Annotated in this window: 26 protein-coding genes; 16 read left to right on the forward strand and 10 right to left on the reverse strand. The window is 53.1% G+C overall.

What is annotated here, in order from left to right; translation table 11 throughout:
• Window positions 1–17: 17 nt before the first annotated feature.
• The 3 genes from KIH39_RS11510 to KIH39_RS11520 all read right to left on the reverse strand — a co-directional run bounded on the left by KIH39_RS11510 (window position 18) and on the right by KIH39_RS11520 (window position 3,779).
• The gene (locus tag KIH39_RS11510; RefSeq protein WP_213499550.1) at window positions 18–1,427 is read right to left on the reverse strand and encodes a nickel/cobalt transporter; all 1,410 of its coding nucleotides are present in this window, start codon (window positions 1,425–1,427) and stop codon (window positions 18–20) included.
• Between the two features lie 63 nt (window positions 1,428–1,490).
• Window positions 1,491–2,627 (reverse strand): prenyltransferase/squalene oxidase repeat-containing protein, encoded by a 1,137-nt coding sequence (locus KIH39_RS11515; RefSeq protein ID WP_213499552.1) that lies wholly within the window; start codon window positions 2,625–2,627, stop codon window positions 1,491–1,493.
• Between the two features lie 30 nt (window positions 2,628–2,657).
• The gene (locus KIH39_RS11520) at window positions 2,658–3,779 is read right to left on the reverse strand and encodes a prenyltransferase/squalene oxidase repeat-containing protein (RefSeq protein WP_213499554.1); all 1,122 of its coding nucleotides are present in this window, start codon (window positions 3,777–3,779) and stop codon (window positions 2,658–2,660) included.
• Between the two features lie 202 nt (window positions 3,780–3,981).
• On the opposite strand from KIH39_RS11520, the gene KIH39_RS11525 reads away from it, so the two are divergent.
• Window positions 3,982–5,652, forward strand: a complete 1,671-nt coding sequence (locus KIH39_RS11525) for an ArnT family glycosyltransferase (RefSeq protein ID WP_246539661.1) — start codon at window positions 3,982–3,984, stop codon at window positions 5,650–5,652.
• On the opposite strand, the gene KIH39_RS11530 is transcribed toward KIH39_RS11525, so the two are convergent.
• Window positions 5,572–6,606, reverse strand: coding sequence for a type II secretion system F family protein (locus tag KIH39_RS11530; protein WP_213499556.1), 1,035 nt, complete (start codon window positions 6,604–6,606; stop codon window positions 5,572–5,574). The two genes, KIH39_RS11525 and KIH39_RS11530, sit on opposite strands and share 81 nt — an antisense overlap.
• A gap of 47 nt (window positions 6,607–6,653) precedes the next feature.
• Here KIH39_RS11530 and KIH39_RS11535 point away from each other — a divergent pair, with 47 nt between their 5' ends.
• The 4 genes from KIH39_RS11535 to KIH39_RS11550 all read left to right on the forward strand — a co-directional run bounded on the left by KIH39_RS11535 (window position 6,654) and on the right by KIH39_RS11550 (window position 9,575).
• Window positions 6,654–7,028, forward strand: coding sequence for a DUF309 domain-containing protein (locus tag KIH39_RS11535; protein WP_213499558.1), 375 nt, complete (start codon window positions 6,654–6,656; stop codon window positions 7,026–7,028).
• 20 nt (window positions 7,029–7,048) lie between these two features.
• Window positions 7,049–7,741: an LON peptidase substrate-binding domain-containing protein gene (locus KIH39_RS11540; RefSeq protein WP_213499560.1), complete on the forward strand. Its 693-nt coding sequence runs from the start codon at window positions 7,049–7,051 to the stop codon at window positions 7,739–7,741.
• A 76-nt stretch (window positions 7,742–7,817) separates the two neighbouring features.
• Window positions 7,818–8,342 carry a thiol peroxidase gene (gene tpx, locus KIH39_RS11545; RefSeq protein ID WP_213499561.1) on the forward strand — a complete coding sequence of 175 codons (525 nt, stop codon included), beginning with the start codon at window positions 7,818–7,820 and terminating at the stop codon, window positions 8,340–8,342.
• A gap of 282 nt (window positions 8,343–8,624) precedes the next feature.
• The gene (locus tag KIH39_RS11550; protein WP_213499562.1) at window positions 8,625–9,575 is read left to right on the forward strand and encodes a hypothetical protein; all 951 of its coding nucleotides are present in this window, start codon (window positions 8,625–8,627) and stop codon (window positions 9,573–9,575) included.
• 96 nt (window positions 9,576–9,671) lie between these two features.
• On the opposite strand, the gene pheS is transcribed toward KIH39_RS11550, so the two are convergent.
• From pheS to rpmI, 3 genes are read right to left on the reverse strand one after another with little or no spacing between them, the layout of a single operon-like run.
• Window positions 9,672–10,700 (reverse strand): phenylalanine--tRNA ligase subunit alpha, encoded by a 1,029-nt coding sequence (gene pheS, locus KIH39_RS11555; protein WP_213499563.1) that lies wholly within the window; start codon window positions 10,698–10,700, stop codon window positions 9,672–9,674.
• Window positions 10,701–10,744: 44 nt separating this feature from the next.
• Complete coding sequence (gene rplT, locus KIH39_RS11560) at window positions 10,745–11,113, reverse strand: 50S ribosomal protein L20 (RefSeq protein ID WP_213499564.1); 369 nt, start codon at window positions 11,111–11,113, stop codon at window positions 10,745–10,747.
• Between the two features lie 58 nt (window positions 11,114–11,171).
• Window positions 11,172–11,369 carry a 50S ribosomal protein L35 gene (gene rpmI, locus KIH39_RS11565; RefSeq protein ID WP_213499565.1) on the reverse strand — a complete coding sequence of 66 codons (198 nt, stop codon included), beginning with the start codon at window positions 11,367–11,369 and terminating at the stop codon, window positions 11,172–11,174.
• Window positions 11,370–11,560: 191 nt separating this feature from the next.
• Here rpmI and KIH39_RS11570 point away from each other — a divergent pair, with 191 nt between their 5' ends.
• Window positions 11,561–12,589, forward strand: a complete 1,029-nt coding sequence (locus tag KIH39_RS11570) for an acyl-CoA dehydrogenase family protein (RefSeq protein ID WP_213499566.1) — start codon at window positions 11,561–11,563, stop codon at window positions 12,587–12,589.
• Window positions 12,590–12,972: 383 nt separating this feature from the next.
• Complete coding sequence (locus KIH39_RS11575; protein WP_213499568.1) at window positions 12,973–14,538, forward strand: glycerophosphodiester phosphodiesterase; 1,566 nt, start codon at window positions 12,973–12,975, stop codon at window positions 14,536–14,538.
• A 73-nt stretch (window positions 14,539–14,611) separates the two neighbouring features.
• Here the strand turns inward: KIH39_RS11575 and infC are convergent, their stop codons facing one another.
• Entirely contained in the window at window positions 14,612–15,166 is a 555-nt protein-coding gene (gene infC / locus KIH39_RS11580; protein WP_390623707.1) for a translation initiation factor IF-3, read from the reverse strand.
• A gap of 149 nt (window positions 15,167–15,315) precedes the next feature.
• Between infC and mutM the strand changes: the two genes are divergently transcribed.
• The 9 genes from mutM to KIH39_RS11625 all read left to right on the forward strand — a co-directional run bounded on the left by mutM (window position 15,316) and on the right by KIH39_RS11625 (window position 23,937).
• On the forward strand, window positions 15,316–16,137 hold the full coding sequence (gene mutM / locus KIH39_RS11585) for a bifunctional DNA-formamidopyrimidine glycosylase/DNA-(apurinic or apyrimidinic site) lyase (protein WP_213499572.1): 822 nt from the start codon (window positions 15,316–15,318) through the stop codon (window positions 16,135–16,137).
• A gap of 3 nt (window positions 16,138–16,140) precedes the next feature.
• A complete protein-coding gene (locus KIH39_RS11590; RefSeq protein WP_213499575.1) occupies window positions 16,141–17,793 on the forward strand; it encodes an ATP-binding protein in 1,653 nt (550 codons plus the stop codon).
• Complete coding sequence (gene nfi / locus KIH39_RS11595) at window positions 17,790–18,494, forward strand: deoxyribonuclease V (RefSeq protein ID WP_213499577.1); 705 nt, start codon at window positions 17,790–17,792, stop codon at window positions 18,492–18,494. Before KIH39_RS11590 ends, nfi begins: the two co-directional genes overlap by 4 nt.
• A 359-nt stretch (window positions 18,495–18,853) precedes the next feature.
• Complete coding sequence (locus KIH39_RS11600) at window positions 18,854–19,099, forward strand: hypothetical protein (RefSeq protein ID WP_213499579.1); 246 nt, start codon at window positions 18,854–18,856, stop codon at window positions 19,097–19,099.
• 106 nt (window positions 19,100–19,205) lie between these two features.
• Window positions 19,206–19,694 carry a Fur family transcriptional regulator gene (locus KIH39_RS11605; protein WP_213499581.1) on the forward strand — a complete coding sequence of 163 codons (489 nt, stop codon included), beginning with the start codon at window positions 19,206–19,208 and terminating at the stop codon, window positions 19,692–19,694.
• A 120-nt stretch (window positions 19,695–19,814) separates the two neighbouring features.
• The gene (locus KIH39_RS11610) at window positions 19,815–21,203 is read left to right on the forward strand and encodes a glycosyltransferase family 4 protein (RefSeq protein ID WP_213499583.1); all 1,389 of its coding nucleotides are present in this window, start codon (window positions 19,815–19,817) and stop codon (window positions 21,201–21,203) included.
• A gap of 81 nt (window positions 21,204–21,284) precedes the next feature.
• Window positions 21,285–22,688 (forward strand): glycosyltransferase family 4 protein, encoded by a 1,404-nt coding sequence (locus tag KIH39_RS11615; RefSeq protein WP_213499585.1) that lies wholly within the window; start codon window positions 21,285–21,287, stop codon window positions 22,686–22,688.
• Between the two features lie 44 nt (window positions 22,689–22,732).
• A complete protein-coding gene (locus tag KIH39_RS11620) occupies window positions 22,733–23,452 on the forward strand; it encodes a PIG-L deacetylase family protein (RefSeq protein WP_213499593.1) in 720 nt (239 codons plus the stop codon).
• Between the two features lie 95 nt (window positions 23,453–23,547).
• Window positions 23,548–23,937, forward strand: a complete 390-nt coding sequence (locus tag KIH39_RS11625; protein WP_213499595.1) for a DUF7670 domain-containing protein — start codon at window positions 23,548–23,550, stop codon at window positions 23,935–23,937.
• Window positions 23,938–24,011: 74 nt separating this feature from the next.
• Here the strand turns inward: KIH39_RS11625 and KIH39_RS11630 are convergent, their stop codons facing one another.
• Window positions 24,012–24,707, reverse strand: a complete 696-nt coding sequence (locus KIH39_RS11630; RefSeq protein ID WP_213499597.1) for a lipid-binding SYLF domain-containing protein — start codon at window positions 24,705–24,707, stop codon at window positions 24,012–24,014.
• 213 nt (window positions 24,708–24,920) lie between these two features.
• On the reverse strand, window positions 24,921–26,384 hold the full coding sequence (locus KIH39_RS11635) for a carotenoid oxygenase family protein (RefSeq protein WP_213499599.1): 1,464 nt from the start codon (window positions 26,382–26,384) through the stop codon (window positions 24,921–24,923).
• Window positions 26,385–26,853: the final 469 nt, after the last annotated feature.

Consider the following 26,853-nt stretch of genomic DNA (forward strand, 5'->3'; position numbering starts at 1 on the left):
TCTATAAAGCGAGCAAACTATTCTGCCGGAGAGAATGCGGACTTGCACAGCCAAATTCCCAGAAGAATGACCAACACCGAACTGAAAATCGGCAGAAGCTTTACAAACCGATTTTCGGCCCAGCGTCCGCCCAGTTTTTGACCAACATAAACGACGCTAAGACCTATCAAAACTAACACGCTGGCGAGGCCCAGACTAAAAGCGAGTAACAGCGGCAGGGCGATCCAGACTTTCTGCATCGATATCGCAATTCCCAGAAGTAGGACCGCATCCCAGCAGGGTATCAAGCCACCGGTGACTCCTAGAATTAACAGCCGCCAGAACGTCGCCTTGCCATGTACAGTCACCTCTTCCCCGTGGCTGTGGGAATGCCCGTGAGAGTGCGAATGACTGTGACTGGTGCCGGGTAAATGGACGTGATCCGCCTTCCCGGCTAATCGTTGTTTCAGCAGCCAGAGTCCCAGGCCGACGATCATTAAACCACCGACGAAACTGAGAATGACCCTTACCGAATCGGGAGCGGTGTTGGGATAGAAGATCCAGAGAATCAGAGCGATAAGAATCACGCTGCCGGTATGTGAGATCGTTGTGATCAGGCCTAAGAGGATGGCATGCAGCGAGGTTCCCTGCTCCCCGACCAGATACGCGGCTACCAGCGTCTTGCCATGTCCGGGTGTCAATGCATGAGCCGCCCCGAAGAGCATGGCCATACTCAGAAGTACCAACCAACCTTCCGAGGAATCCAGTAATCCCGACAGGCCGTAGTGTCGCAGCCGATCGAAGATACTCATCGGTTGAACCGGGGCTTCCGGTTCCGGTTCGCTGGGGGCAACGACTTCCGGCTTTGCCTCGCCGAGTTCGTACTCCACGGAGATCTGATTGCGTTTGCGATCAGTTGGGATCACCCGTTTTTCAAAGGGTTCGGTAAAAGAGATGATGCGAGCTTCCGCCGGCGGGTCGAGCGATAATTTCAACTTTCCTTCCCGGGTGGGAAAGTTGGTTTCTTCGAAGACGAAGGACTGTTTACCGGAGAAATCTCCCAGTCGCGCGATGAAGCGAAAATGAAACTGAACCGAATCGAGAAATTCGATTCGTTCTTTACTCATCGTCCAGCGCAGCGGCACGCCGTTGAGCTTCCCTTCGAAGCCGACTGGAATGATTTCTTTCAGTTTCTGGGCCATGGCATGGGCAAAATCTTCGCGATTGAGCTTATCTTTTTGCGGCAGTGGATAGGGGGAGTCTTTTCGACCGACTTCCTGAAACAGGGTGAATTGATCGATCTCCAATTTGTAATTGACAATAACCTGGGTGGGAGTGATTTCGATGGCGATAGCGCGGTCGAATTCGAGACGGGGAACCGGATGAGCCCGCAATGAGTGCGTCAGACACCCGAGAAGTAAAACAGCAAGGAGGCCAATCGATCGCATACTTCGATTGTACCAATTTCAAAGAAGATCTGAACCTCCCGCCGAGACGGGAGGTCCGAGAAATTATTTGGCGGGTTTGCAGTAACTCAAAGCCATGAGTGCGTAACCGGTAACCAGATTGGGGTCGCCTTCCATCCAACGGTCGGTTTCATTCGTCCAGGAGCCGTCTGGATTCTGACGTTTGGCCAGTGCGTCGACCAGTTCTTTACGCCAGTTGTGCTTGACCCCCTGAGCATCGGTAATCTCGTCCACCTGCATGGCTGTCAAACTCTTGGCCATGGTGTGGTAGTAGTAGTAAAGACCTCGAGCTGCCAATTCCTTGGGCATACCCGGATTGTGATCTACCGAATAGTTTTTGCTGATCCATTCGAAGGCTTTCTTGTAGCGGAGATCGTCCTTGGAGACGCCGCAATAGATCATGCTCTTGATGCCCGCGTAGGTCATGCTGCCGTAACCTTCCAGCGGAGCATCCGGTTTATCGGAAGTCTTGGTCGACCCCCCTCCTGCCTGCGAATAGATGAAACTGCCATCGTTGATTTTTCCGGCCCAGGGACGGTCGTTGTACTCGCTCTTGAGATTCTGACAGCGACTGACGAAAATCAATGCTTTCTGTAGCGAAGGATCGCTGGAAGGAACCCCCGCTTCCTTCAAGGCATCGACGAAGAATTGCGTGTTCGACATATCGGGCCGGGACTTGCTATCGTAGCCCGCCCCGCCGTAGAAATCGTCGTTCTTGGTCTTGCCTTCGCCTTCATCCCACTGGAGTTGCTTGAGAAACTTCACGGCATCACCAACCACCGGACGATATTTGTCGGCCTGATTGGCGGCTTGCAGAGCCATGACATTGACGCACGTGACGTAATTGTGCAAACCAATCGCCGATCCCTTGCCGGCGATATGACCAGACTGGGGATCGATGAGCGTTTCAATGAACTTAAGACCTTTGGCGACTGACTCGTCATTCGGCGTCGCGGCCCCGGTTTTGATCAATCCGGTGACCACAATGCCAGTCACACCCCCCTGAAACTTTTCATTTCCCCAGCTTCCGTTCGGATTCTGGGTTTTCTTGAGATAGGCGGCCGATTTATCGACCATCGCTTTCCATTTGGCGTCCGTATCCTGGGCGAAAGCCGGCGCCGCCACGACGCTACCGGTTAGCAACGCACTGAAGGACACTATCCACAAACGTCGCAATTTCATGATGTCTCTCACAGAGAATAGATTTCGAGATTACTTCGTTTTCGGCTTGCAGTAACTCAGGGCATTTAGCACATATCCCGTCACGAGAGCCGGGTCGCCTTCCATGAAGCGATCGCTTTCGTTGGTCCAACTGCCATCTGGCTTTTGTCGCTTGGCGAAGGCTTCAATCAGCTCTTTTCGCCAGTCATGCTTTATGCCCTTGGCGTCGGTTATTGTATCGATCTCCATAACCGCCAGCGTCTTGGCCATGGTGTGATAGTAGTAATACAGGCCGCGCAAAGGAGTCTCCTTCGGCATCCCGGGATGCACGTCCACCGAGTAATTCATGCTGATCCACTCGAGCGCCTTCTTGTAACGCAGGTCGTCCTTGGAAACACCGCAGTAAACCATGCTTTTGATACCCGCGTAAGTCATGCTGGCATACCCGGCCATGGGATCCTTCAGGTTATCCTTCTTGGGATCGTTCCCGGGTACACCGTAAATGAAGCTGCCGTCGTTGATTTTGCCGGCCCAGGGTCGGTCGTTGTATTCTGATTTCAGGTTCTGGCAGCGACTGACGAAGATCATCGCTTTCTGCAGAGACGGATCGTCTTTGGGCACGCCGGCGTCGTGGAGTGCATCCAGGAAAAACTGGGTATTCGACAGGTCGGGACGCGATTTGCCATCGTAGCCGATACCGCCGTATTCGCCATCGCTTTTCTTTTTGTCGGAAGCTTCATCGAATTGCAACTGCTTCAGAAACTTAACGGCATCTCCCACCACGGCCTTGTATTTATCGTTCTGATTGGCCGCCTGCAGGGCCATCACATTGACGCAGGTGATGTAATTCGAGAGTTGGACGTTGGAACCTGGTCCGGCGATGTGCCCTTCCTTGGTGTTCACCAGGGATTCGATGTATTTCAAGCCTTTGATGGTCGCCTCGTCGCTGACCTTGGCTCCTCCCGATTTCACCAGTCCGGTAATGACGATACCCGTCACCCCGTTCTTAAACCGGGCCCCGCCCCAACTGCCATCCGGATTCTGACTCTTTTTGATGTAAGCTGTGGCCGAATCCACCAGTTTATGCCACTCCGCCGTGGTATCTTGAGCTCGAAGTGCTGAAGTAGCAAAGAAACAAGCAAATAGTAAACCCAGCCCTCGTATCTTTCGCATATTCGCTCCTCCTGTAATGAACTGTCCCAATAGTATAAACCGCCCTTTATATTATCAATCAAATCCTGGTATTTTTCATCTATTCCCCATCTCCAGAAGGAATTCGCTCGCCACTTTCCCGCAATCCCACTCGCTCTATCTCAATTGACGATTTCTCCCGAGTCTGCCATGATGCGGAAGATGCATGGAGGCAAGTAGAGAAATGATGGCGGTTACTGACGAGCACACTCCCGTTTCCTCGAGCTACCTGAAGCGGATTCCTCAGTTTTGGGCCAATTCCCTCTTTCCAGAGAAGTCCGCAGCGACTGACTCGACTTCCATCCGCTGGCGTCATCTCCTGTTGCTAATCTTCCTGCCCGCGTTGCTGCTCTACCCCACAAGAAATTTCCTGCTCCTGGAACCCGATGAGGGGCGTTATGCGGAAATTGCCCGGGAAATGATGGTATCCGGTAGTTGGGTCGTGCCCACACTGCAAGGGGAACCGTATCTCGACAAGCCGCCGCTTTTTTACTGGCTCGTGAAAATCAGCTTTCAGCTTTTCGGAGTCTCTGATGCAACCGCTCGATTGGTCCCTGCCCTGGCGGTTCATCTCACCATTCTGGCTCTCTACCTAATCGGAAGAAGAAGCCTTGGTGAGCGCTCCGCTTTATTTTCAGCACTCACTTTGTGCATTTTGCCCGGGTTTATGGGGATGGCTCGCCTGTTAATCCTAGATGGCGTACTGACTTTAACTGTCACACTCGAATTACTCTGTCTCTACGAGGCCATCCGGACTCAGAAACTTCGCCTAGACTGGTGGTACGCCGCGGCCCTGGCAAGTGGACTGGGAATCCTTACCAAAGGACCAATCGCGCTGATGCTAGTCATCCCGCCGCTGATTGCTCACCGCTGGTTGACGGGACGTCGGCGGAAAGCCAGTGTCATGCACTTACTGGGCTACGGGGCCGTGCTTGCGGCCATCAATCTGCCCTGGTACTGGGCCATTTACCAAAAGCAGCCGGTGTTTTTGAAGTACTTTTTCTGGGATCACAACGTGATGCGGTTCCTGCAGCCGTTCGATCACCTGCAGCCGGTATGGTATTACGTCCCCGTCTTTTTCTTGAGTGTACTACCTTGCTTATTCCTAGGTCGATCTTTCATGCGTTGGCTGTTGAATGAATCGAGCGAAGGAAGATCTCAAGACGTCGGCTTCTGGCTTCTCGCGGGCAGTTGGGCCATTATCTTCTTTTCCATCTCGGGCAGTAAGCTACCTACTTACATTCTCCCGGCCTTTCCACCTCTGGCCCTGGTGTTCGGAAGTTTTCTGACCCACAGCCGTCGCTGCGAGCAGAGACCAACGCAACTCGGTGGCTTGGCTTTCGCGTGCGTTCTCTTTCTGGCATTTGCTGTCGCCGTTCCCTTTTACGCTCAGCAGCGTTCGCCGTTAAGAGATCCCGGATTGATGGAACGCGTCTGCAGTGACCCAGAAACGCCGATTGTCTGCTTCCCGCGCAACTGCGATTCCGTCTCGTTCTACCTGAATCGAGCTGATTTGATCAGCCTGCGAGGCAAGCAAGCCAACGATCTGTTGAAAAAGGTTCTGGAAGTTCCGCGAACGGTCGTTCTGTTCACACACGATCATTCGCTGGGAACTTTCGAGCCGATTATGCCGCACGACATTTACCTGGAGGAATCGATTTCTCTCCGGAAACCCAGGCGAGAGCAGAATATCATCGACCGGGTGATCGGAGCCAACCCCTGGGGACTCTGCGACATCGCTGTGGTCAAGCACAAGCGCTGGGGCCCGGACCTGTCAGCCCCCCACGCTGTTCAGAGCGCCCAGGTAGATCCCCGCCAGGTTCATAATCATGAAGATCATGATTATCGCGACTAGTGCCCAGACCGCAAAGCCGCCCATCTTGGTCAGGGCTTTCAGCTGAAACTCGCCCTCCTCGGCATATTGTGCGGCCTGCTGCTTCATCGATTCCGATAAGCGACCGCTGGTCTCTCCGACTTCCAGAACTTCGAGAAATCGAGGTTCGAAGATCCGGCTCATAGTCAGAGATTCCTGCAAATCGTAACCGGCCTTGATCGAGTAGCGAATTCCGGGAAAAGCATTGATGAACACGGCGTTCCCGCTCGCCCTCAGGCTCAAATCCATCGCTTTGATGACCGACATGCCGCTACCGGTGGTCAGGTAAAGTGCCGTGCAGAATCGCTGCATGACAAAGGAGCGGATGCAGGCTCCCAGCTTCGGTACCCGAAGCAGAAAAGCCTCCACCTTGCCTCGAAACCCGTAACTTTTTTGCGTGGCTTTGAAAAAGAAATAGATGGTGAACAGGCTGCCTAGTGACAGTACCAAAAATGTTACCGCCCCGCCCGTCCCCGTCAAACCCAGCACCGCGATCGGTTTACCGCCACTGGTGGAAGCAATAAAACCCAGAATGAAAATCAAAGCGCTGATTACGAAAATCGCCATGAAAAGCTGAAAAACCGGCATGAAAATCATGGAGCGGAATTCCCGTCCCTGAGTCTGACGCAAGGTGAAGTACTTTTCCAGTTCGCCGAACATCTCCGGTAAGTTACCCGTCTCTTCGCCGACGACCGCCAGTTCGCTGAATAATGGTGGAAAACGATCCTTGTAGGGTTGAAGAGCGTCCTTGAACGATTCGCCGGATCGCAACTGAACAGCCAGATCGGAGCATATGGCTCGCAACTCGAGAGCCCCTTTGCTCGCCTGCATTTCCATGACGCGAGGGAAATCCAACCCGGCGGCCAGCCCGTGCCGAAGGGCACGGCACAACGAAATGATGGCACCGAGCGAAATCGTATTCCCGAAAAGCTTCATTTCAGTTCCTCCGCCGCGAAACCGGTATTTATCATAATAGCAGAACCATGAAGTCCAACGCTAATCAATACGACACTCGCTATCTGGAAGGTATCGACCTGTTCAATTCCGGAGATTTTTTTGCTGCCCACGAAATCTGGGAGGAACTTTGGACCGATTGCGATGCGAATGTCCGCCGATTCTACCAAAGTTTGATTCATGCCTCAGTCGCGGTCTATCACTGCCTCAGAGGGAATAACGTCGGTGCGAGCAGATTGCTGGCATCTGGAAGCCGATACGCGAAGCTTTATCCGAACCCCTTTCTTGGCTTTCGACATCAGGAATTCTGGGCCGCATTAGAGACTTGTTTAGCCAGTGCGGATTCGGATGGAAATTTGGACCGGGAACGGATTCCGAAAATTGAGTTGACACTCCTAGACTAAAACGGACAATCGACGAACTCATGGATGACCTATCCTTATCTCTGGCAAATTTTGAAGGGGTGGCCAAGCTGTTTCCGCTGCCGAATCTGGTTATGTTTCCGAACACAGTGCAGCACCTGCATATTTTTGAACCGCGCTACCGACAAATGACGGCCGATGCTTTGCTAGGTGACCGTCTGATTGCACTGGTACTGCTCAAGGACGATTGGGAGAGAGATTACGATCAAAACCCTGCGATTCACTCGATGGCCTGCCTCGGCAAAATCGTAGCCGACAAGTTGCTCCCCGATGGCCGATACAACTTGATTTTCCAGGGTTATTCGCGCGTTCGCCTGATAGAGGAACTTCCCAAAACCCGTCTCTATCGATCGGCGAAATGCGATCTGCTACCCGATAAAATTCCCGAGGATTTCGACTCCCTGCTGAAATTGCGTCGGAAGTTAGCGGAACTGCTTTTACCCAATCTCGGTGAAGGACAGATTCAACGCCATCTCTCCGAGATATTTGAATCCGATATGTCGCTAGGTGTTCTTTGCGATGTGCTTTCGTTTGCGGTCCCATTACCGCTGAAAGAAAAGCAATCGCTACTGGAAATCCTGCCGGTGGAAGAGCGGGCTCAGTTTCTTCTGGAGCGACTGCAAAAACTTCTGGCTACCGGTCCGGCATTCCAAGGGACAAAAAACATATTTCCGCCCCCATTCAGTGCGAATTAGCTGGCCTTCACTCATCCGGTTCCTACAGATACTTCAACTGAACCGCCCCGTTTAACTCCAAGAGGAATTTGCTCCGATGAAACGTGAAAAAGCTGTGACCTTCAAAGGTACGCCGATGACTCTGGTAGGACCGGAGATCAAGGTCGGCGATAAGGCCCCCGATTTCAAGTGCGTCAACGGCCCGACCACGACCGTCTCCCTTTCTGATACCCCGGCGAAAGCCCGGTTGTTCAGCGTGGTTCCCTCCCTGGACACCGGCGTCTGCTCGATGCAGACCCGCAAGTTCGAAACCGCACTCGCTTCACTCAAAGATAAAGTGGCCAGCTATACCGTGAGCCTGGATTTGCCGTTTGCTCAGAAACGCTTCTGTGCGGACCCCGACCATCCAGTGACCCTGCTGCAGCCGATTTCGGACGTGCACGATCACTCGTTTGGCAAGAGCTATGGCGTGCTATTGGAAGGTCTCGCCCTACCGCTTCTGGCCCGAGCGGTGTTCGTGGTCGATGCTTCGGGCGTTGTCAAGTACGTCGAATACGTTTCCGAAGTGACGAACGAGCCGAACTACGATAAAGCCGTGGAAGCTCTGAAATCCATCGCCTAAAAGTCTGAATTTCCTCATTTTGTAAAACTCGAAGCCGGGGTTTTCCCATAACACCCGGCTTGCCCGATCCCTCCAATTCCTATTTTCCGCAGGACCGTTGTTAAACTCGGGCGAATAGGCCAAGTTTATCAATCGTGACGCCCCCTTCCGATAATTACGATCCTTACCGGGGCCAGATTGCTATTTTTTTGAATTCTTTCTGTTTATGCTGTAGATGGCTCCATTTTTTAGTTCTACGAATAAGTGCGGATGTACGGAGATGAGGCCCCCTCGGAGTTTAAGATGAAAACATTCAAATATGGATTAGTGTTCAGCCTGTTCTCGTTGACCTATGGAAGCGGAACGGCCCAGGCCGGATGGAACAACGTTTTCCAGACCACCTGCAATTGTAACCAGCCGCAGCAACGAAGCTCTTACTTTGCCCCGGAAACTTCCTGCCAGAAAGTCGAATATGTGCAGCGAAGCTACTACACTCCAGTAACCGTCTGGAAGCGGGAAGTGTATGAGGAACCGGTCACTGTCAAGTATCGCTCTTTCTACTGGGAACCCGTTGAGAGCATGACCTACACGAGCTACTACGATCCCTGCACCGGCTGCAGCCAGCGCGTGGCCGTGCCGCGAACGTCCTATCGCCTTCGCTCCCAGGAAAATTGTGCCCAGAAGTACGTCCAGCGCAGCCGGCTGGTACCGGTGACCGAGATGCGCGTTTCCTATTACATGGAACCGGTGATTACCCGTTACACTCCGCCGCCGTCACCTTGCGACAGTTGCGGTCGAGCACCGACGATCTCCGAAGGTACAAATGGTGCCCGCCTGGGTTCCCCGAGCGACGGGGCACCCGCTCGGATGCCGGAAGACCGTATCAGCCCGCCGAACATCCCCCAGAGCGGCTACCGGGCGCCTGCACCCGCTACAACCCCCATTCAGAACAATACTCCTCCTCTGCGACTGGATCGTTTCAGCAGCAATAGTCGCAGCGGCGAAGTGCAAGGCGTGCTGGTCGCCGAAGACCGATTCACCCCTCGAGCCAACACTCGAGTGACTCTGGTGAACAAGACCAACCCCAGCGAACAGAAGGTACTGAACACCGACAGCATGGGACGGTTCAATACTAACGTCCCGAGCGGCGAATGGTCGATCTATGTACCGACCTCGACCGGCAAAGCAGAATATCACAGCACCCTGGCCGTGCGGGATAACGATATGCGAAATGTGACCATCGTCAGCTGGTAATGCATTAGAGAACGAAAATCATGCAAGCCGTTGAATCTGGAAAGATTCAACGGCTTGCGGCGTATAGGGTTGCTATTTTTACGGATGCTTAGCGAATTAGAACTGTTCCAAAAATCGCAAATCGTTAGCCCAGAACTGGCGAATGTCATCAATGCCGTATTTCAGCATGGTAATTCGCTGCGGCCCTAGCCCGAATGCAAATCCACTCACTTGATCCGGATCGTAACCCCCATTGCGGAGAACGGTGGGGTGAATCATCCCGGCGCCCATGATTTCCAGCCAGCCGGTGCCCTTTGTCAAGCGGTCGGCGTTGGGGTCTTCCTTGGGCCAGTCGATATCGACTTCGATGCTCGGCTCGGTAAACGGGAAATAGCTCGAGCGAATCCGAATCTGGCGTTCTTCCCCAAATAAACGTCGAGCAAACGTGGTGATCGTTCCTTTCAGATCGGTCATCGTCACATTGGGGCCAACTACCAGGCCTTCGACCTGCTCGAATTGAATCTCGCTGCGCGGCGTGATCGCTTCGTAACGATAGCAGAAGCCGGGCAACACTGCTCGGATCGGCTGAGGGCAGAATTCCTTCATCACATGGATCTGGCCGGGCGAGGTGTGCGTTCGGAGCAACACACCAGGCGTTTTGGTGTGGAAGGTATCCCACATATCGCGGGCCGGGTGATGGGCCGGCATGTTCAGAAGTTCGAAATTGGTCTGATCGTCTTCCACTTCCCGGCTACGGAAAATCTGGAAACCCATATCGGAGAAGATGCTATAGATCTCCCGCATCACGCGCGTGGCCACATGCAGGCCGCCTTTGGCCGGCGACCGACCGGGCAAGGTGATGTCCAGCGGGTTTTCGTTCAAGCTGGCGAGCAAGGCGGCTTCTTTGGCTTTACCGAACGCCGACTCATAAGCCGTTGAAAGGGCGACCTTAACCCGGTTGGCTTCCTGGCCGTAGCCTTTGCGCTCGGCGGGCGGCAGAGTGCCGACCAATTTGAGGGCAGCGGGAATTTCTCCCCGATCGCCGAAGTACTTGGTATTCCAAGCTTTTAAAGAATTTTCGTCGGAGCAAACGGCCAGCTCTTCAGTGGCTTTAGTTTCGAGAAGTTTCAACGCTTCGATAGACATGCGAGGTCTCTAAACGAAAACAGGGGCCGAAGCCCCTGTGGTGTTTAACTCAATCCTTTGGGGAGGTGCTTCTTGGCCAGTTCCACGAGCTGGGTGAAGGCCTCCGGATCGTGAATGGCAATTTCCGATAAGGACTTGCGATCCAGAATAACGTTCGCGTTTTGCAGTCCGCAAATCAAAAGGCTGTAGCGGAATCCCCGACTGCGGCAGGCCGCATTGATGCGGATGATCCACAGCCGTCGGAATTCGCGTTTCTTCCGGCGACGGTCGCGGAAAGCGAATTTACGAGCTCGAATTAAGGTAACGATCGACTGACGATAAAGATTATGTCGGCTAAGGCGAAAACCTTTGGTAAGTTTTCGAGTACGTTTTCGGCGACGCATCAGCGTCTTGCCGCTACCTGCACGAACCATCAAACACTCCCATTCAAGCGAATTTTAGATTTTGAGTAAGTTTGCGTAAGCGGTTGAATCAACCACCCATCGCGGTGATGTATTTCTGGGCGGTCGCATCGGTTCCGACTCGGGTTCGGCTTAACTGACGCTTACGCTTGGAAGTACGTCCACTCAAAAGGTGACGCTTGGCCGGGCTGTGGCTGAGCAGCTTTCCCGTACCACTAATCTTGAATCGCTTGGCAAGACTGCGATTCGTCTTATTCTTTGTGGCCATGTTACCCTATCCTGTCTGTGTAATCAAACCCGGCGACGAGGGTTATCGCCGTAGTCGTTGGGCGCGTAACTGCATCGGAACCGTTCCGAAGCGAACAGAAATGATATGAAAGCGACTACAGCGCGGCTACCAAATCTCAAAAAAGGAATTGGAATACTTTACCCCTTTAACGACTAGTAAAATGTAGGCGTATGATCACTCGCACCCAACTCGAAGCAATCTCGCAAGAGGCCGAAGCCGCCGATCAGGATATGGCTTGGCCGACCGCGATATGGAACATCTATCGGGAAGCCGGAGTGTTCGGCTGGTCGATCCCCCAAAACTACGGCGGCAGCGAGAAATCTTCCCTGGAGATTTTCACCGGAATGGAAGCTCTGGCGGGGGTTTGTTTGACGACCGCTTTCGCCTTCAGCCAACGGGAAACGGCCATTCGCCGGATCCTTGCCGGGCCAGAGCATCTCAAACAAAAACATTTGCCCCAATTGGCTGCGGGTACCGATTTCCTCACGGTCGGCCTGTCGCAACTCACCACCTCCCGTCAACACATCGGACCGGCCTTGACGGCGGAAGCCTCCGGGGAAGGCTATCTGATTCATGGCGAAATCCCCTGGGTTACCGGTGGCGATCGGAGTTCAGCCCTGGTCGTGGGAGCTACCCTGTCCGATTTGAAGCAAATCCTCTTTCTGCTTCCAACGGATCAAAAAGGAGTTCAGATCGATCCACCCATGCCGATCACAGCACTGCGTGGTTCCCGGACGGCGGCCGTGCATTGCGATCAGGTGATAGTCGAAAACTCCCTCCTGATCGCCGGTCCAAGCGAAGCAGTTCTCGGAAAAGTGGGTGGCGGCGGCCTGGAAACCTCCTGCTTGGCGTTGGGTCTGGCCGGAGCCGCTATCGATTCGCTTGAGGAACAGGCTAAATTGCGACCCCCCTTGCAGAGATTGGCGGAAAAATTCGAGGAAGAGCGTGTCTTGATCCGCCAGCGGTTGCATCAACTGGTATCCAGCACACCCGATCCGGAGGCGACTCTGAAACTTCGGGTCGATTGTACGCGACTGGCGCTAAAATCCACTCAAGCCAATTTATTGGCCACAAAAGGGGCCGGGTTCATCAGCCCCCACCCGGCCCAGCGCTGGGCTCGCCAGGCGATGTTTTTCCTGGTCTGGTCCTGTCCCCGGCCGGTTGTAGAGGGAATGCTGGAAGAATTCTTGGGCGAGTAAACCCTGTGCGATCCCTTACCCCTCGACATCCCACGAGAAATTCTTAGAATTCTAAGCTTGTAAGTAGTTGAGAAATTCAAAAAGGGAAAATAGATGCAGAAGTCCAAAGCTCGCCGACGGGCCACCAAACGTCGCAAGAAAGCAGTTAAGAACACGACTTTCAAAACGCTCCGCGTCTCCACCAAGAAGCGCTACGTCTAGTCTGATAAAGGCAAAAACGAAAATCCTCAGGCGATTCCGCTAATATTCTCAGGAATCGCCGATCATCAAACCTTCTCGCCAGATTCTCGCAATCTACCCCAACTCCCTCTGCCCAGAATCCCGCATTTGATTAGCATTTCCAGATCAGTCCTAACCCCGTCACGCAACCGCCGGGAAACCGCATGCGTAGTTCGTTTATAGCCTGGATTGTCCTGCAAGTCGCTCAGAGCAGTTTGTTGGCTGATGAGCCATTCCGTTTTTTTGAACCAGTTCAGCCGCCGCGCAAAATGCAGATCGTGGCCCACCTGGGCATGCACCAACTGGCACCCGAAAACTCTCCCGCGGCCTTACTCGCCTGCTCCAGCGACTACATCGAGTGGGCTCAAGTCCCTATCCGGCTTACTCGGGATGGTAAGCATGTGATTCTGAGCGATGAGACGGTCGATCGCATAACCAGCGGGCATGGGAAGGTTTCCGAACTAACCTTGGCGGAACTCAAAAAACTCGATACCGGGAGTGCCTACTCCGAACGCTTCAAAGATACACCGATCCCGACATTGGCAGAAGTGTTGAAACTCAGCAAAGGGAAATTGAATCTGGTTCTCCAATGTGAACGAGTCGACTCCAAGCTACTGGTGAAGGAAATTCTAGGCGCCCAGATGCAGAATCAGGTTCTGGTGCAGGCCGAACCAGACGTCCTGAAAAAGATCTCACAGGTTGCTGACCAAAAACTGGCCAAGATGCTTTCTTTTAATCCCGATCAGGATAAGCTCGAAAACTGGATCTCGGAATTTCAGCCGGACGCCGCATTGGTTGAAGCGGATCGATTGACCAACGCGTTATGCAAAACACTGCAGACTCGAGGCATCAAACTCTTCGTTCAAGCGACTGGCTCCCCGGATAGTTTCGAAGTCTGGAATAAACTCATTCATTTCCCGATCGACGCTATAGTCACCGATAACCCAGTCGGAGTGCGCTTCGCTGAAGTGCGAAATCGCATTCCGAATTTCCCAGTTAAAATCTCTTATCATCGCGGGGCCTGCCGGTATGCGCCCGAGAATACGCTCGCTTCCATCCAGATGGCGGCGGCTCTGGGAGCCGACTACATCGAGGTCGATATTCGCCCCACTTCCGACGGAAAATACATGCTCTTGCACGATAGCACGCTCAATCGCACCACCAACGGCAAGGGGCCCATCCGAAAATCGAGTTTCGACGAAGTGCGGGCACTGACTGCCGGTGCCTGGTTCAGCAAAGCTTATGCGGATCAGAAAGTTCCCACACTTTCTGAAGGGCTTACCGCCATGGGAAAACAATCGCACGGCTATCTGGATTCCAAGGACATCACCCCGGAAGATCTTTTGGCGGCGATGCAAAAACATGACTTGATGGAACGATCCGTCGTTTATCAATCTGCCCAGTTTCTCGAGAAGTTGAAAAAACTCCATCCGAAGGTTCGTGCCCTACCCCCTTTGGATAAAGTCGAATATTTCGATAAGGTGGCTGCGATATCCCCCTACGGCTTCGATACCGAATGGAAGATCCTATCCAAAGAGTTGATCGAAAAAGCTCACAATACCGGCATAAAAATCTTCTCGGATTCCCTCGCACCTCTTCACGAAAATGTCGAGGAGTATCTCAAGGCCATGAACTGGGGAATTGATGTCATCCAGACTAATTATCCGCTAAGAGTTTTGCGTGCGATCGAGCTGTTCACCCCATCGGCAAAATCAACAAATTCGAATTGAAGTCCATGAGCGCAGAAACCCCGAGGAGAGGTAGTTGTGCCTCCCCGGGAAATAGGACGAAGGAAATTTCTGTTTACTTGCCCGATTTGGGGGCGAGCATGGCCGTCATACGCTTGCCTTCGAGCGAAGGGGGCTTTTCGACTTTGGAACAGTCGACTAGCTTTTCGAGAATCATTTTTATGATTCTCTGGCCTTCTTCGATATGCTGCATTTCGCGACCGCGGAACATCACGTTCACCTGCACCTTATCGTGGTGTTCAAGGAACTTGCGAGCCTGGGCCACTTTAGTATCGATGTCATGTTCGCCCGTTTTGGGTCGGACGCGAATTTCTTTGACCTTCTGCTGATGCGCTTTCGCTTTCCCGCTCTTACGAGTCTGCTCGTAACGAAATTTCCCGTAATCCATGAGCTTACAGACCGGGGGACGTTCGCTGGCGGAGACTTCCACCAGGTCCAACCCCTGATCGCGAGCCATCATCATGGCCTCGGCCGTTGGCACAATACCGTGTTGCTCGCCGTTGGCGCCAATTAATCGGATGGGAGAGAGCCGGATTTGTTCATTAATACGAGGATTATTGCGGTCACCCGGACGCGGTGGGGCGTTGCGGTCACGATCGAACGGAGGAATAAATGGTCTCCTGTCAAAGAAATAAAGTAAAACCCAAGAACCTCTTCGGTCACTGTTACTCTTATGTCTAACTGCCGTTTGACCTTTTGTCAACGGGTTTATTTGCATAGTTTAATACAAGGCGGAAATTTCGTCGCAAAGGAGGCTCCGTGCCAGAACTTCCCGAAGTGGAAACGGTCGTCCGGGATTTGCGCCCGGAACTGATCGGTCGACAGCTTGGTAGAATCCACCGCAGTGCCCGGAATCTGCGCCGAAAATGGCAGCCCGAGTGGGATCTGCAAATCACCGGACGCAAGATTCAAGCGATAAATCGCCGGGGAAAATGGATTCATATCGCTCTGGACACCGGCCCTTATCTGGTGGTTCACCTGGGGATGACCGGCCAGTTGCAGGTCCACGGTCAAGCGATCTCCATACCCGCTCATACCCATCTGCGAATGGAACTCGATTCGGGCGAGCGGGAATTACGCTTCACCGATATCCGGCGATTCGGCAGTTTTCAATTTTTTCAAAATCTGAGCGACTGGGAAAGTTCGGTCACCGAACCACTGGGGCCAGAGCCTTGGGATTTGACCCCGGAATATTGGAAAGAGAAGCTGAAAAAGGCGAATCGAAACCTCAAAGCCCTTCTTTTGGATCAGTCGATTGTGGCCGGGGTGGGCAACATTTATGCCGACGAATCCCTATTTCACGCGGGCATTCATCCCACTACTCTGGCCAGCCAATTATCCGCCCGCCGCGGCGAAAAGCTCCGGCAGTCGGTCGTGGAGATACTCACCCGGGCCATCGAGTTGCGAGGGTCGACCATCCGCAACTACGTGGGCGGTTCCGGTCTCAAAGGGGGCTATCAGGATGCCTTTTTCGTTTACGGCCGTACCAATCAGCCTTGTTTGAAATGCTCAAAACCGATTGAATGTATCCGCTTGGCGGGACGATCCACTCATTATTGCCCCCGTTGTCAGAAAGCTTGAAGCATGTCCTATCGGACGTTGAAAAATCTCCTGGGCGAGAATAACCTCGAGCGCAAGTGCCGAATTCTCTTCGGCGTATCGACGCTCTGCCTGATTACATTCAGCTTCTGGATTTTCGCCCGCCAAACCGAAGAACTAGCCTTCAATCAAACCGAACAGACGGCGAAGGTTCTGGTTCCCCTGATTCTCACGAGTTACCACACCGATCAGAACAAAAAAGGCGCGATGCTCGATCTTCAAAGCCGTTTCGAGGATCAATGGCAGGACAAGTATCGCAAATACAAATTCCGCCTCATCAAACCGAATGCCCGTCTGGCGGAGCATAAGGCCGAAGGACTCGAAGTTCCCCTGCTCGCCGATTACGTTGCCAACCCCGAAAAACAGGAAATCTTCTCGCGAAGTACGAATTCCGACATTCTGACATACATCGCTCCCATTCGTGCTTCAAATAGCTGCATCGCCTGCCACAACGAGATTGAAAAAAAACACAACGGCCAGGAAATTGCGGATAACGATCTCATGGCCCTCCTGAAGATCCAATTCGACACCGAAGGGATTGAGGACAGCGTGCATTCCAACCGGGCCATGCTCATCACCATCGCCCTGGTGACTTCGCTGATCCTTATGGGGGGAAGCTATGTGATTATCCGATACGTGATAGTGAAGCCGCTCCGCCATTTGAAAGAAGTCAGTGATGCCATTACGGAAGGCAAGACCAACGTTCGGGCGGAAATCCAAACCGGAGACGAATTCGAGGATCTCAGCATTGCTTTCAATCGGATGTTGCGAAAATTGATGGAGGCCCGGGATAAAGCGAATGATTTGAATGCCAGCCTGGATAAGAAGGTGGATGATTTAGCCCGGGCCAACCTGCTGCTGGTAGAATCCGACCGCAGCAAAAGCGACTTTTTGGCAACCATTAGCCATGAGTTGAGAACGCCTTTGAACAGTATTCTGGGATTCAGCGATGTACTGCTTTCCAATACCGGCAGTCTGAATGAAAAGCAGGCACGCTGGATAGCCAACATTAAAAGCAACGGTCAGCAGTTGCTGAACCTCATCAACGACATTCTCGATTTGGCGAAGATCGAGGCCGGGCGCATGGAAATTCGCTCGGACGACATCTCCCTGACCGAACTCTGCGAAAATCAAATTGCGATGGTCCGTTCCCTCTCGGAAAGAAAGCGCATCGACCTGCGCACCCGATACGATTCGGTAGTCCCGCTAATCAAGCAGGATAGCGTCAAGCTCCGGCAAATTCTTTCAAATCTGTTGAGCAATGCGGTGAAGTTTTCACCCGAGGGAGGGCGGGTAATCCTCTCGGTCGAAGTGAAAGACGAAAAATTGATCCTGGCGGTCACCGATAATGGCATTGGGATCGCCCCAGCCGATCAGGAAGTCATTTTCGAAAAGTTCCGGCAGTCGGGTTCGATTCTCACCCGCGAACACGAAGGCAGCGGTCTGGGTCTGTCGATTGTTCGCGAAATGTGTAAACTTCTGGGCGGTACCGTCACCCTGAAAAGCGAACTGGGTCGCGGCAGCGCCTTCACCATCACTTTGCCTACCACGGTTCGCGACGGTTCCCGTTACGACTTTGTGCTCCCCAATGCCGATAGCCACGCCAAATCCAAATCGATAAGTCGGGAGACCGTGTGAATCCCCTTTCGGCCCACGCCTGGGATGTCAGCACGGCTGAAGCCGTAATCATCCAGAACGATCTGGCCCATAAAGTCCGAACCGAACCGCTCCCCTCCCCCGTCCGAGTCATTGCGGGGATGGATGTCAGCTACAATCGATTTTCCGATCTGCTGTTCGCATCCATCGTCGTTCTCAGTTTCCCGGAACTGGAAGTACTGGAGATCCAGAACGCGAGCCGGCAGACGCACTTCCCCTACCAGTCGGGCTTTCTCTCGTTTCGCGAGGCACCGGTGCTGCTAGAAGCGTTCGGACAGCTCCGGCAGAAAGTCGATCTGGCTTTTCTCGACGGCCAAGGGATCGCCCATCCAAGAGGGTTAGGGATCGCCAGCCACGTGGGAGTCTTACTGGATCTTCCGACTATCGGAGTGGGCAAATCGAAACTGTTCGGGCAGTACACCGATCCGGGTCCTGAGGCAGGCGACTGGTCCGACTTGACGTACAAAGGGAAAATTCTCGGGGCGGTGTTGCGGACGAAAAGAAACGTCTCCTGCGTCTACGTTTCCATCGGGCATCGGGCGGTGTTAGCAAGTGCTATCGAACTGGTTATGCGGTGCGTTCGCAAGCATCGTATTCCGGAACCGACACGTTTGGCTCATGAAGCGGTCAATCAGTTTCGTCGAGAGCATTCCGCTGGCGATTCGCAAGAGGACGCTTCGTAGTCTCGACGTACAAACATGAGGATTTTTTCAACTTGTTTGCCAAACGCCCGGCTCGAATTGCAGACGATTCCCGGCATGCTGGCATTACATAGGGAGGTCGACAAAAGTCGCATCAGCTTGGTCCGATTCCTCGAAGCTGGCTTCCCGACGCGTCGATTAGAGAATTAGACGCCAATGACCGCGAGGGTCCGGCTTCGGCCTGACGTTTGGATTCTGCGGTATAATGCATTTAAGCGAGCGAAAAATCTGGGTTAGCTTGTCTATCTTTCCCATCTTTCGGTTGCTTAGCTGCCATTGTGATTTACATTAAACTCAAAGGTAGGCGGTTTGTACCGAGCTTACCTTCGGGGAGTTGATTCATGCCTGACAACGGTTTTCGCAAATCGCCGAGAAAGCGATTTAGCTTTCTGACCAGCCAACTTGGGAAACGCGCCCGTTTCTCGGGGAAACTGGCTCACAGCATTCAGGAGGAAAGCCGTGATTCCACTATACGCCAGGATCTTGTGCTTCGGGCACAGGAGAAAATCGCCATGGGGATTTACGATCATCCCTCGATTTTAGAGCAAGCGTTCGATCGGATGCGGGAATCCCTGGAAACCCGATAAGATTAAAAAACGATAAAACGGCAGCCAATCGGCCAATCCGATTGGCTGCCGTTTTTTTGTTGGCTAAACTGTTAGAAGCAGGAATTATTGTCCGAGGATTTCGCAGGTGCCGCTCCCCTCCGTCTCTGTTTCTCAAACTCCCGAAGAGAAATTTCGGGAGTTCCTGACCTCCCGGGCGAAGGCCCAGCGCTACACCGATCAGCAGCGCGATCTCGTGCGCTTTATTTTCGAAAAACACAATCATTTCGATGCCGAGCAACTCGTCGATGACCTGAAAGCCGGGGGCTTGAAGATCAGCCGGGCGACCATCTACCGCACTCTGACCAAACTCGTGGAAGCCGGAATGCTCCGCCGGTTGGAAGTCGGCCTGCGAACCTACTATGAACACGACTACGGCTACCCGCAGCACGATCACCTCGTCTGCGAAAGCTGCAACAAGATCATCGAGTTTCAGAATCCCCAACTCGAAGCAGTTGTCGCAGCCGTCTGTGCCGCCGAATCCTTCCAGCACGCCAGTCATTCCTTATTGATCCGGGGGACCTGCCTGGAATGCAATAAGGCTCGTTCGAACAAACGAAAACTGGATCTTATTTAGTTTGAAATTACCCCTCCCAAATGAATATTCGGCACATTTTAACAAACATTTTTCTGAGCAAACCGAGCGTGTACTACGCTTTGACGGTGTAGTCCCTCGGTTCTGTTGAGAAGGTGTTTTTTGTCTTTCGATAGCTCCAAAAAACTTCGCGTCCTGCTCCTGGCCGAAATGTGTAACCCCAGTTGGACGAGCGTGCCGCTGATCGGCTACAATCTCGCCGCGGCATTGGCCCGCCATCCCCATCTGGAAGTCACTCTGGCCACCCAGATCCGAAATCGAATCGCTCTCGAGGGAGACCCGATCCACCGACATGCGCGGGTCGAATATGTCGATACCGAATACATCGCTAAACCATTCCATAAGCTAGCGACCCTCCTACGGGGTGGAAAGCAATTGGCCTGGACGATCGACACGGCGATGATGTGGCCTTCCTACGTCACTTTCGAGAAGGCCGTTCGTCGAAAATTTGCCCGGGAATTCGAGCAGCAGAAATTCGATATCATCCACCGGCTGACGCCGGTGACTCCCACTCTTCCCAGCCCGCTCGCCAAATCGGTTTCCATTCCCATGCTGGTCGGTCCGATGAACGGCGGCCTGCCCTGGCCCAAGGAATTCAAACACTTGGCCCGTCAGGAAAAAGAATGGCTGCTGGCCCTTCGCGGCGTTCACAAACTCCTGCCGTACTTCCGTTCCACCTATCGACATCTGGCGGGCTACATAGCCGGGAGCCGGGAAACGGAAGCCAAAATTCCCAGGCATTTTCACGGTAAAAAATTCTTCATTTCAGAAAATGGCATCGATCCCGAGAAGTTTCCCATCGCTGATAAGTGGTGCAAACCCCAAGGAAATTTTCAATTCATCACGGTCGGACGGCTGGCTCCGGTCAAAGGGTTAGACATGATCATTGAGGCCCTCGCCTCAGTGCCAAATGAGCTCTCACCGCGTCTCGTTATTGTTGGCGATGGCCCGGAACGGACCCGCCTGGAACGACTGGTGGCCGAAAAAAACTTGCAGGCGCAGGTACGATTCACGGGTTGGCTAGCTCAGGCGGATATTTCAAGGGAGTTGCGGTCCAGCCAGGCCTTCCTCTTTCCCAGTGTGAAAGATTTTGGGGGAGGAGCTGTTTTAGAGGCAATGGCATGCGGTTTGCCAAGCATTGTTTTAGATTACGGCGGCCCCGCGGAACTGATTACCCCAGCTACCGGCATACGGTTACCGCTGCTGAAACGCGAGGCTTTGGTGCCCCTTTTGGGGCAATCTATGCGACTTTTGGCCACGGATCACGCATTATGCGAACAGATGTCCGTGGCTGCCAGTCTAAGAATTACAGAAGTTTTTACATGGAATGCAAAAGCTTCAAAAATTTATAGCTTCTACAAAGATATTCTCCATGTCGAACAAGCAAAGCCGGAAGTTGTCGATCGCGGGCTGAGACGGGAAAGAAAATGGATATTGCCGTCCCGGAAGTCGGTGGTGGGCCGAAGTTCCATGACGGCGTCCGCCACCTAAAGTACTTGAATTTCCTAGTTACCCCTATGCAAGTGCGTGGTTGTTGATCTAATAATTGCATTACATCTGAAGTGAATATACATGGCAACTAGTTTCGATTACCTGACAGCTCCCGGGACCGACGGAACTGTCCGCTTCAACCCGACGACCCCGCGATATCGCGAGAGGCTTTCCCGGATGTACGATGCCGGATCGAGTGCCCCGAAAAAGACCTTGCGAGTTCTATTAATCGCCGAGATGTGCAACCCGACTTGGACCAGCGTTCCTTTAGTTGGCTACAATTTCGCCCGGGCTCTGGCTCAACGCGACGATCTCTCCATTCACCTGGTCACTCATATCCGCAATCAGGAAGGAATCGAGCAGATCCCGATCCCGAAGTTGAACCGGTTGACCTACATCGACAATGAATTCATCACTCGCCCCATGCACCAAGTTTCGAAATGGCTGCGCGGCAGTAAAAAGCCCGCCTGGACCATCGCGACCGCGAGTCAGTGGCCGGGCTATATGCTCTTCGAACGGCAGATTCACCGCCAATTCTTCCGCGAACTGGAGGAAGGCGCCTTCGATATCATCCATCGCCTGACCCCGCTGTCGCCGACGATCCCCAGTCCGCTCGCCCGAAAAACGCGAATTCCGATGATTATCGGCCCACTCAACGGGGGTCTCCCCTGGCCCAAGCAATATCCCGAGTTGGTCAATCGCGAAGGTGAATGGCTCGTTAACGCTCGATTCTTACATAAACTGCTTCCCTTCTATCGTTCTTCCTATGCCCGACTGGCCGGCGTGATCGCGGGAAGCAAACATACCAATACGGAACTTTCGGCCTCTTTCCGCGGCCTCCGCTTCTACCTGCCCGAAAACGGCGTCGATCTGGAGCTATTCCCACCGCGCCGGACTGAAAAGGTTGCCAACTCTCGGTTTCGCTTCGTCACCGTAGGTCGGCTGGTGCCCTACAAAGGCTTCGATTTGATCATGGAAGCGATGGCCGGTTGCGAAGAATTGAAAGATTCCGAGTTGGTCATCATCGGCGAAGGTCCGGAGAAAGAGTCTCTTCAGAATCTCATCGCGACCAAAGGTCTGCAGGATCGCGTCCGACTTCTTGGTTTCCTCAGCCAGGATAAGATTCACAAAGAATTCGAATCCTCTGATGCCTTTGTATTCCCCAGCTTGCGGGAATTTGGCGGAGCCGTGGTGCTCGAAGCCATGGCCGTGGGATTGCCTTCGATCATCGTCGATTACGGCGGACCTGCGGAACTGTTGGATTCGGAAAGTGGCATCCTGCTACCGATGGTCGAACGGGCTCCGCTCGTCGAAAAACTCCGCGACGCGATGGTTCGTCTGAAATCCGATCCAAAGCTATGCGCAAAAATGAGCCAGGCAGCAATGCGGCGGATTCAGGATCATTTCACCTGGTCGGCCAAGGCCGAGCAGATTACGCAGTTCTATCAGCAGACCATCGAAGATAGTCACCATCGCGGGATCTGATCGTGGGTCTGTTACATTCGATCCGAACATGGGGAGCGAAACGGTTGCTCGTTCGCACCCATCGAATCACTCATCGCCTGCCGGTGCAACTCGTCGCCGTGAAGCCTGCTCGCGTGCTGGTCTTGGCCCCTCATATGGATGACGAAGTGATCCCGATCGGTGGGACACTCGCTTTACATCGACAAGTCGGTAGTACGGTCGGCGTGATATATGTCTCCGATAGTGCGGGCGATCCCGAACAGACAAAAAAAGCCAGTGAAACGGCCGTTCGCAAGGATGAGGCCAGAGCCTGTTCGCAATTTCTAGGCTTTGAGATACTGAATTTTCTCGATCTACCCGATGGCAGCCTCACCCAGCATGAACCAGCCATTGCCAGTGAAGCCGCCCGGATTCTGGCCGATTGGAAACCCGATCTGATTTTCGCCCCTTTCCCGACCGATCATCATCGGGACCATCAGGCCACCACCGCTGGATTATGTCGAGCCATTCAACAATCCGGTTGGTCGGGAGAAGTCTGGGGTTATGAGGTCTGGTCGACACTTTGGCCCAATCGCTGCGTAGATATCACGGCCCAGGTTGAGACGAAGCGTCAGTCGATTCTCTGCCACGCTTCGCAGTGCGCGAACATGTCCTATGTGGAGTCGGCGCTTGGTTTGAATCGCTATCGGGGTTTGAAAGTGGGAGTCGCTTACGCCGAAGCGTTTTATGCTGCTGAGGCCAAGGAGTTTGTGAAACTCTGTAACGAGTTGCTCGAAAGGATTTGAAGAAAACCTCAATCGATAGCTTATAAAATAAACAGTAGCTCAACGAATAAAGGGAATTCGTTCCTTACCCTCGGCACTCGCCCTAGGGGTCTAACATGAGCAATCAATTCCATTCCGCTTCCACAGTTCATACCGCAATCCGTTGGTTGGCCCGAATCAGCAGTCTTCTGTTGATCGGACTCGTAATAGCGATCTTTTTCGGCGCTGGGGGTTTTCCAAAAATCGCTGGCGAGCAAAATTCCGTAAAGATCGAATTCCTCGCCTTGGGCGTTATGCTAATTGGCCTCGTCGTAGGTTGGTGGCAGGAACTGGCTGGCGGACTCGTAACTTTGGCAGGGTTGGTGGGCCTCAACGTCGTGGAATTGCTTGTTAACGGACGACTGGCCCAAGGAGCATTCCCCGCCTTCGTCATTCCCGGAGTTCTGTTCCTGCTCAGCGGGCTGATGACCATTAGGATGCAAAAGAATCTGAGTAAAACTTTTTGAAACAGTAGAAGCCGGCAGAACATGGGTCCCGCCGGCTTCTACTCGGAATTTTAGCCATTCGCCATTTCGGAAGCTTAGGGCTTCACTACTGGTCCCAGGATGGGATCGGCTTTAAGATCGATCGCCATTTCGGTCAGTTTGATTCGCAGGGCGTCGGAGAGTTTGCGCAACTCCGGGCGTACATCCCGAGCATAGGCTTCGGTTACCCGGTTATTCGCGTCGATCACGGCCCCATCGAGTGCCACTCCCGCGAACAAACCGCGGCTACGAGAATAGGACATGATTTCCGCTTCCAGCTTCGCATCGGTAGCCGCCGCGACATTGCGTCCGACAGGTCCTGCCGCAATGGCTGCATCAGCTCCCAGTGTCAGCTTGTTTTTGCCTTCCAGAATTCGGTCGAGGCTCTTGCGCTTTCGGAAAATCAAAACCACATCGGTCGATTCCACACCAATTTGGAACCCGACGCTGGCTCCGCCGAGATCGACGAAGACCGGTTCACCCCAGTGACCTTCTTTATCGCGAGTCATCACCAATCCGTGCCCGCCGCGACCCGCGAAAACGAATCCAACTTTCACAACATTGGGAATAATAGCTATCCCTTGAGCGTCCGCGATCAAGGAAGGAGGAATTCCCTTAAGCGGATCCTTGGAGAGATCCTTCAAAATCTCAATCGAGTTCTGAATGGTCTGTCCCGGTGAGGGCGGTCCGGCTGAAACTGAGCCCACGGTCAATCCAATCAGAGCCATACTAGCCACAATGAAGCGATACATCTTGGTCTCCCTTCCACGTGTTGGTGTACTTTCTGTATTTCGCTCGACTTACCTGAAATTAGACAGCATTTTTCAGGCCATGCAATGGCAAGTGACTTGGGGAAGGCTATCCGGATATAACGACTGGGCGAACTGTGACAATTGGGCAAATTTAAAGTGCACAAAAAGATAAACTAGGCTTCAATCCGGAACAAATACGATTCCCAATTACCGTTAAGCCAGCTCTTTCTCCGGTACCCAGATCCCGTGAAAGCCGTAAGGTACCCGCACAGGTAGCATCACCCGAGCCACTGGCTCTTTCATGTTCCGGGCATCGACGATCAGCAACTCGCTTTTATTTGACGCTTTGTCGTACACGTAGGTCATCAAATAGCCCTCATCCTCCGATTTCGCGGACGCGCGTGCTACAAAAACGGCCTCCCCGCAGAATTGCCCATCACCTAACTTGTGGCTTTCGGCCGATTTCTTGGTGAAATCGTGCTTGCGAATCTCCGTGGCAAATTCGCCTCCCCCCGAAGCCGTGTAGCCAAACCGAGCCGACTTACCGATGAAGGACTCATTGATGCGCGGCATCTCGCTCGTGTAATCATCCAGAATTTCTTCGGAAACTTTGCCGTTCTGGAAATTAAATTTCCAGCAATAGAGAACCGGATTTAGAGCCTCCGACTTGGCGTTGTCACTCAGTTCCAGGGCCCCAGGGAACGCCGGGTAACGGCAGCCGATCAGAACGACGGAATCCCCTTCCTCGTAGGCATTCAGCGAGTGAAACATGAAACCGGTTTTGGCTTCGAACCACTTCACGGGAGTATCGGGCTTGGAATTTCGGGGTAAAAAACCGAAGCGGGAAGGCTGATCTTTATCGAAGTGCCAGGGCGATTTACCGACGAAGGCCCGTTCCATCGAGAAGATCTGCGGGAAGTCGAAGAAAATCGCGTACTTTTTGGTGATGGCGAAATCGTGCATCATCACCGGATGCTTCAACTCGATTTTTCGGGTATCGGTCAAGACACCTTTTGCATCGATGTGATAATAGTAAGCCGCATTTTTCGTCGTGTAGCAGAAGCCGAGCAACTCGCCGGTTTCCGGATCGACCTTGGGATGGGCCGTCATCGGACCTTCGAGTTTAGCGGCAAAATCGTACTCGCCGACGGTCGCCAGATCGGGAAGGTGAATCTCGTGCGGCAAACCCGCCTCGTACAAGGCCAAACACTTTCCCGCATGGCGCACCAGAGCCGTGTTAGCGGCATTTTTAAATGGATTCTGCCCGACCAGCACTTTCTTCATGTCCGGGCGTTCCAACATGCTGGAATAGACCTGCTTGCCTTCTTTGTGCTCGAGTTTCCAGCCTTCCGTTTGGATGTAGCGATTGCGATAGCTCGCCTGGCCCTCGCACAGATGCACCCCATGGAGCATTCCATCCCCTTCGAACCAGTGGTAGGCTCCCTTGGGATCGAATTGGGGATTGGGTCCGTTGCGGACATACAGGCCGTTCAAATCTTTGGGTAGCGAACCGATGACTTTCAGTTTCTCGGCGGTGACTTCCTCACGAACCGGACCAAAATTGCCTAGCAGATAGGGATTTTTGGGCTTTATATCTTCCGCGGCAAGATTCGAAAAACCACCGAGGGCTACGGCACTTGTGGAGGCATGCAGAAAATGTCGTCGGTCGAGTTTCATCGGGTGGTCCCTCAGGGGTAGTGGTCATTTTTCAGCAATCAGCGGTCAGCCGTCAGCTTTCAGTCAGAAATCAAAGTCAGAAAGCGGGCGGATCTTTTTTCTCCATTCGCTGATTGCTGATTGCTAACTATCGATATGCTAGCCAATTCGTTTGAGAGAGGGAAATATTGAATCTGAAAGCAGTCAGCGGTCAGCTTTCAGCTTTCAGTCAGAAATCAAAGTCAGAAAGGAGGCATATCGTTTTTCACTATACGCTGACCATTGGCCCCTGTCACTAACACAAACAAAAAAGCCGCTCAGCTCTTTCTCAAGAACCAAACGGTTATAGTTCTTTGTATTACTGATAGCCGATAGCCGATAGCCGATAGCTGATCGCTGACCGCTGACCGCTGACCGCTGATCGCTGACCGCTGACCGCTGACCGCTGATCGCTCTCCCCCAAAATGCAAAAAGCCGCTCAGCTCTTTCT

Source organism: Telmatocola sphagniphila, from assembly GCF_018398935.1.
In the GTDB taxonomy this organism is placed as follows: Bacteria; Planctomycetota; Planctomycetia; order Gemmatales; family Gemmataceae; genus Telmatocola; species Telmatocola sphagniphila.

Excerpts from the sequence above, each read along its gene's own strand:
- KIH39_RS11635 (WP_213499599.1), bottom strand. The coding sequence starts at position 26,384 with ATGAAACTCGACCGACGACATTTTCTGCATGCCTCCACAAGTGCCGTA.
- KIH39_RS11630 (WP_213499597.1), bottom strand. The coding sequence starts at position 24,707 with ATGTATCGCTTCATTGTGGCTAGTATGGCTCTGATTGGATTGACCGTG.
- KIH39_RS11550 (WP_213499562.1), top strand. The coding sequence starts at position 8,625 with ATGAAAACATTCAAATATGGATTAGTGTTCAGCCTGTTCTCGTTGACC.
- pheS (WP_213499563.1), bottom strand. The coding sequence starts at position 10,700 with ATGTCTATCGAAGCGTTGAAACTTCTCGAAACTAAAGCCACTGAAGAG.
- KIH39_RS11575 (WP_213499568.1), top strand. The coding sequence starts at position 12,973 with ATGCGTAGTTCGTTTATAGCCTGGATTGTCCTGCAAGTCGCTCAGAGC.
- KIH39_RS11540 (WP_213499560.1), top strand. The coding sequence starts at position 7,049 with ATGGATGACCTATCCTTATCTCTGGCAAATTTTGAAGGGGTGGCCAAG.
- KIH39_RS11590 (WP_213499575.1), top strand. The coding sequence starts at position 16,141 with ATGTCCTATCGGACGTTGAAAAATCTCCTGGGCGAGAATAACCTCGAG.
- KIH39_RS11510 (WP_213499550.1), bottom strand. The coding sequence starts at position 1,427 with ATGCGATCGATTGGCCTCCTTGCTGTTTTACTTCTCGGGTGTCTGACG.
- KIH39_RS11615 (WP_213499585.1), top strand. The coding sequence starts at position 21,285 with ATGGCAACTAGTTTCGATTACCTGACAGCTCCCGGGACCGACGGAACT.
- tpx (WP_213499561.1), top strand. The coding sequence starts at position 7,818 with ATGAAACGTGAAAAAGCTGTGACCTTCAAAGGTACGCCGATGACTCTG.
- KIH39_RS11600 (WP_213499579.1), top strand. The coding sequence starts at position 18,854 with ATGCCTGACAACGGTTTTCGCAAATCGCCGAGAAAGCGATTTAGCTTT.
- rpmI (WP_213499565.1), bottom strand. The coding sequence starts at position 11,369 with ATGGCCACAAAGAATAAGACGAATCGCAGTCTTGCCAAGCGATTCAAG.
- rplT (WP_213499564.1), bottom strand. The coding sequence starts at position 11,113 with ATGGTTCGTGCAGGTAGCGGCAAGACGCTGATGCGTCGCCGAAAACGT.
- KIH39_RS11625 (WP_213499595.1), top strand. The coding sequence starts at position 23,548 with ATGAGCAATCAATTCCATTCCGCTTCCACAGTTCATACCGCAATCCGT.
- KIH39_RS11515 (WP_213499552.1), bottom strand. The coding sequence starts at position 2,627 with ATGAAATTGCGACGTTTGTGGATAGTGTCCTTCAGTGCGTTGCTAACC.
- KIH39_RS11570 (WP_213499566.1), top strand. The coding sequence starts at position 11,561 with ATGATCACTCGCACCCAACTCGAAGCAATCTCGCAAGAGGCCGAAGCC.
- KIH39_RS11520 (WP_213499554.1), bottom strand. The coding sequence starts at position 3,779 with ATGCGAAAGATACGAGGGCTGGGTTTACTATTTGCTTGTTTCTTTGCT.
- KIH39_RS11525 (WP_246539661.1), top strand. The coding sequence starts at position 3,982 with ATGATGGCGGTTACTGACGAGCACACTCCCGTTTCCTCGAGCTACCTG.
- KIH39_RS11535 (WP_213499558.1), top strand. The coding sequence starts at position 6,654 with ATGAAGTCCAACGCTAATCAATACGACACTCGCTATCTGGAAGGTATC.
- KIH39_RS11530 (WP_213499556.1), bottom strand. The coding sequence starts at position 6,606 with ATGAAGCTTTTCGGGAATACGATTTCGCTCGGTGCCATCATTTCGTTG.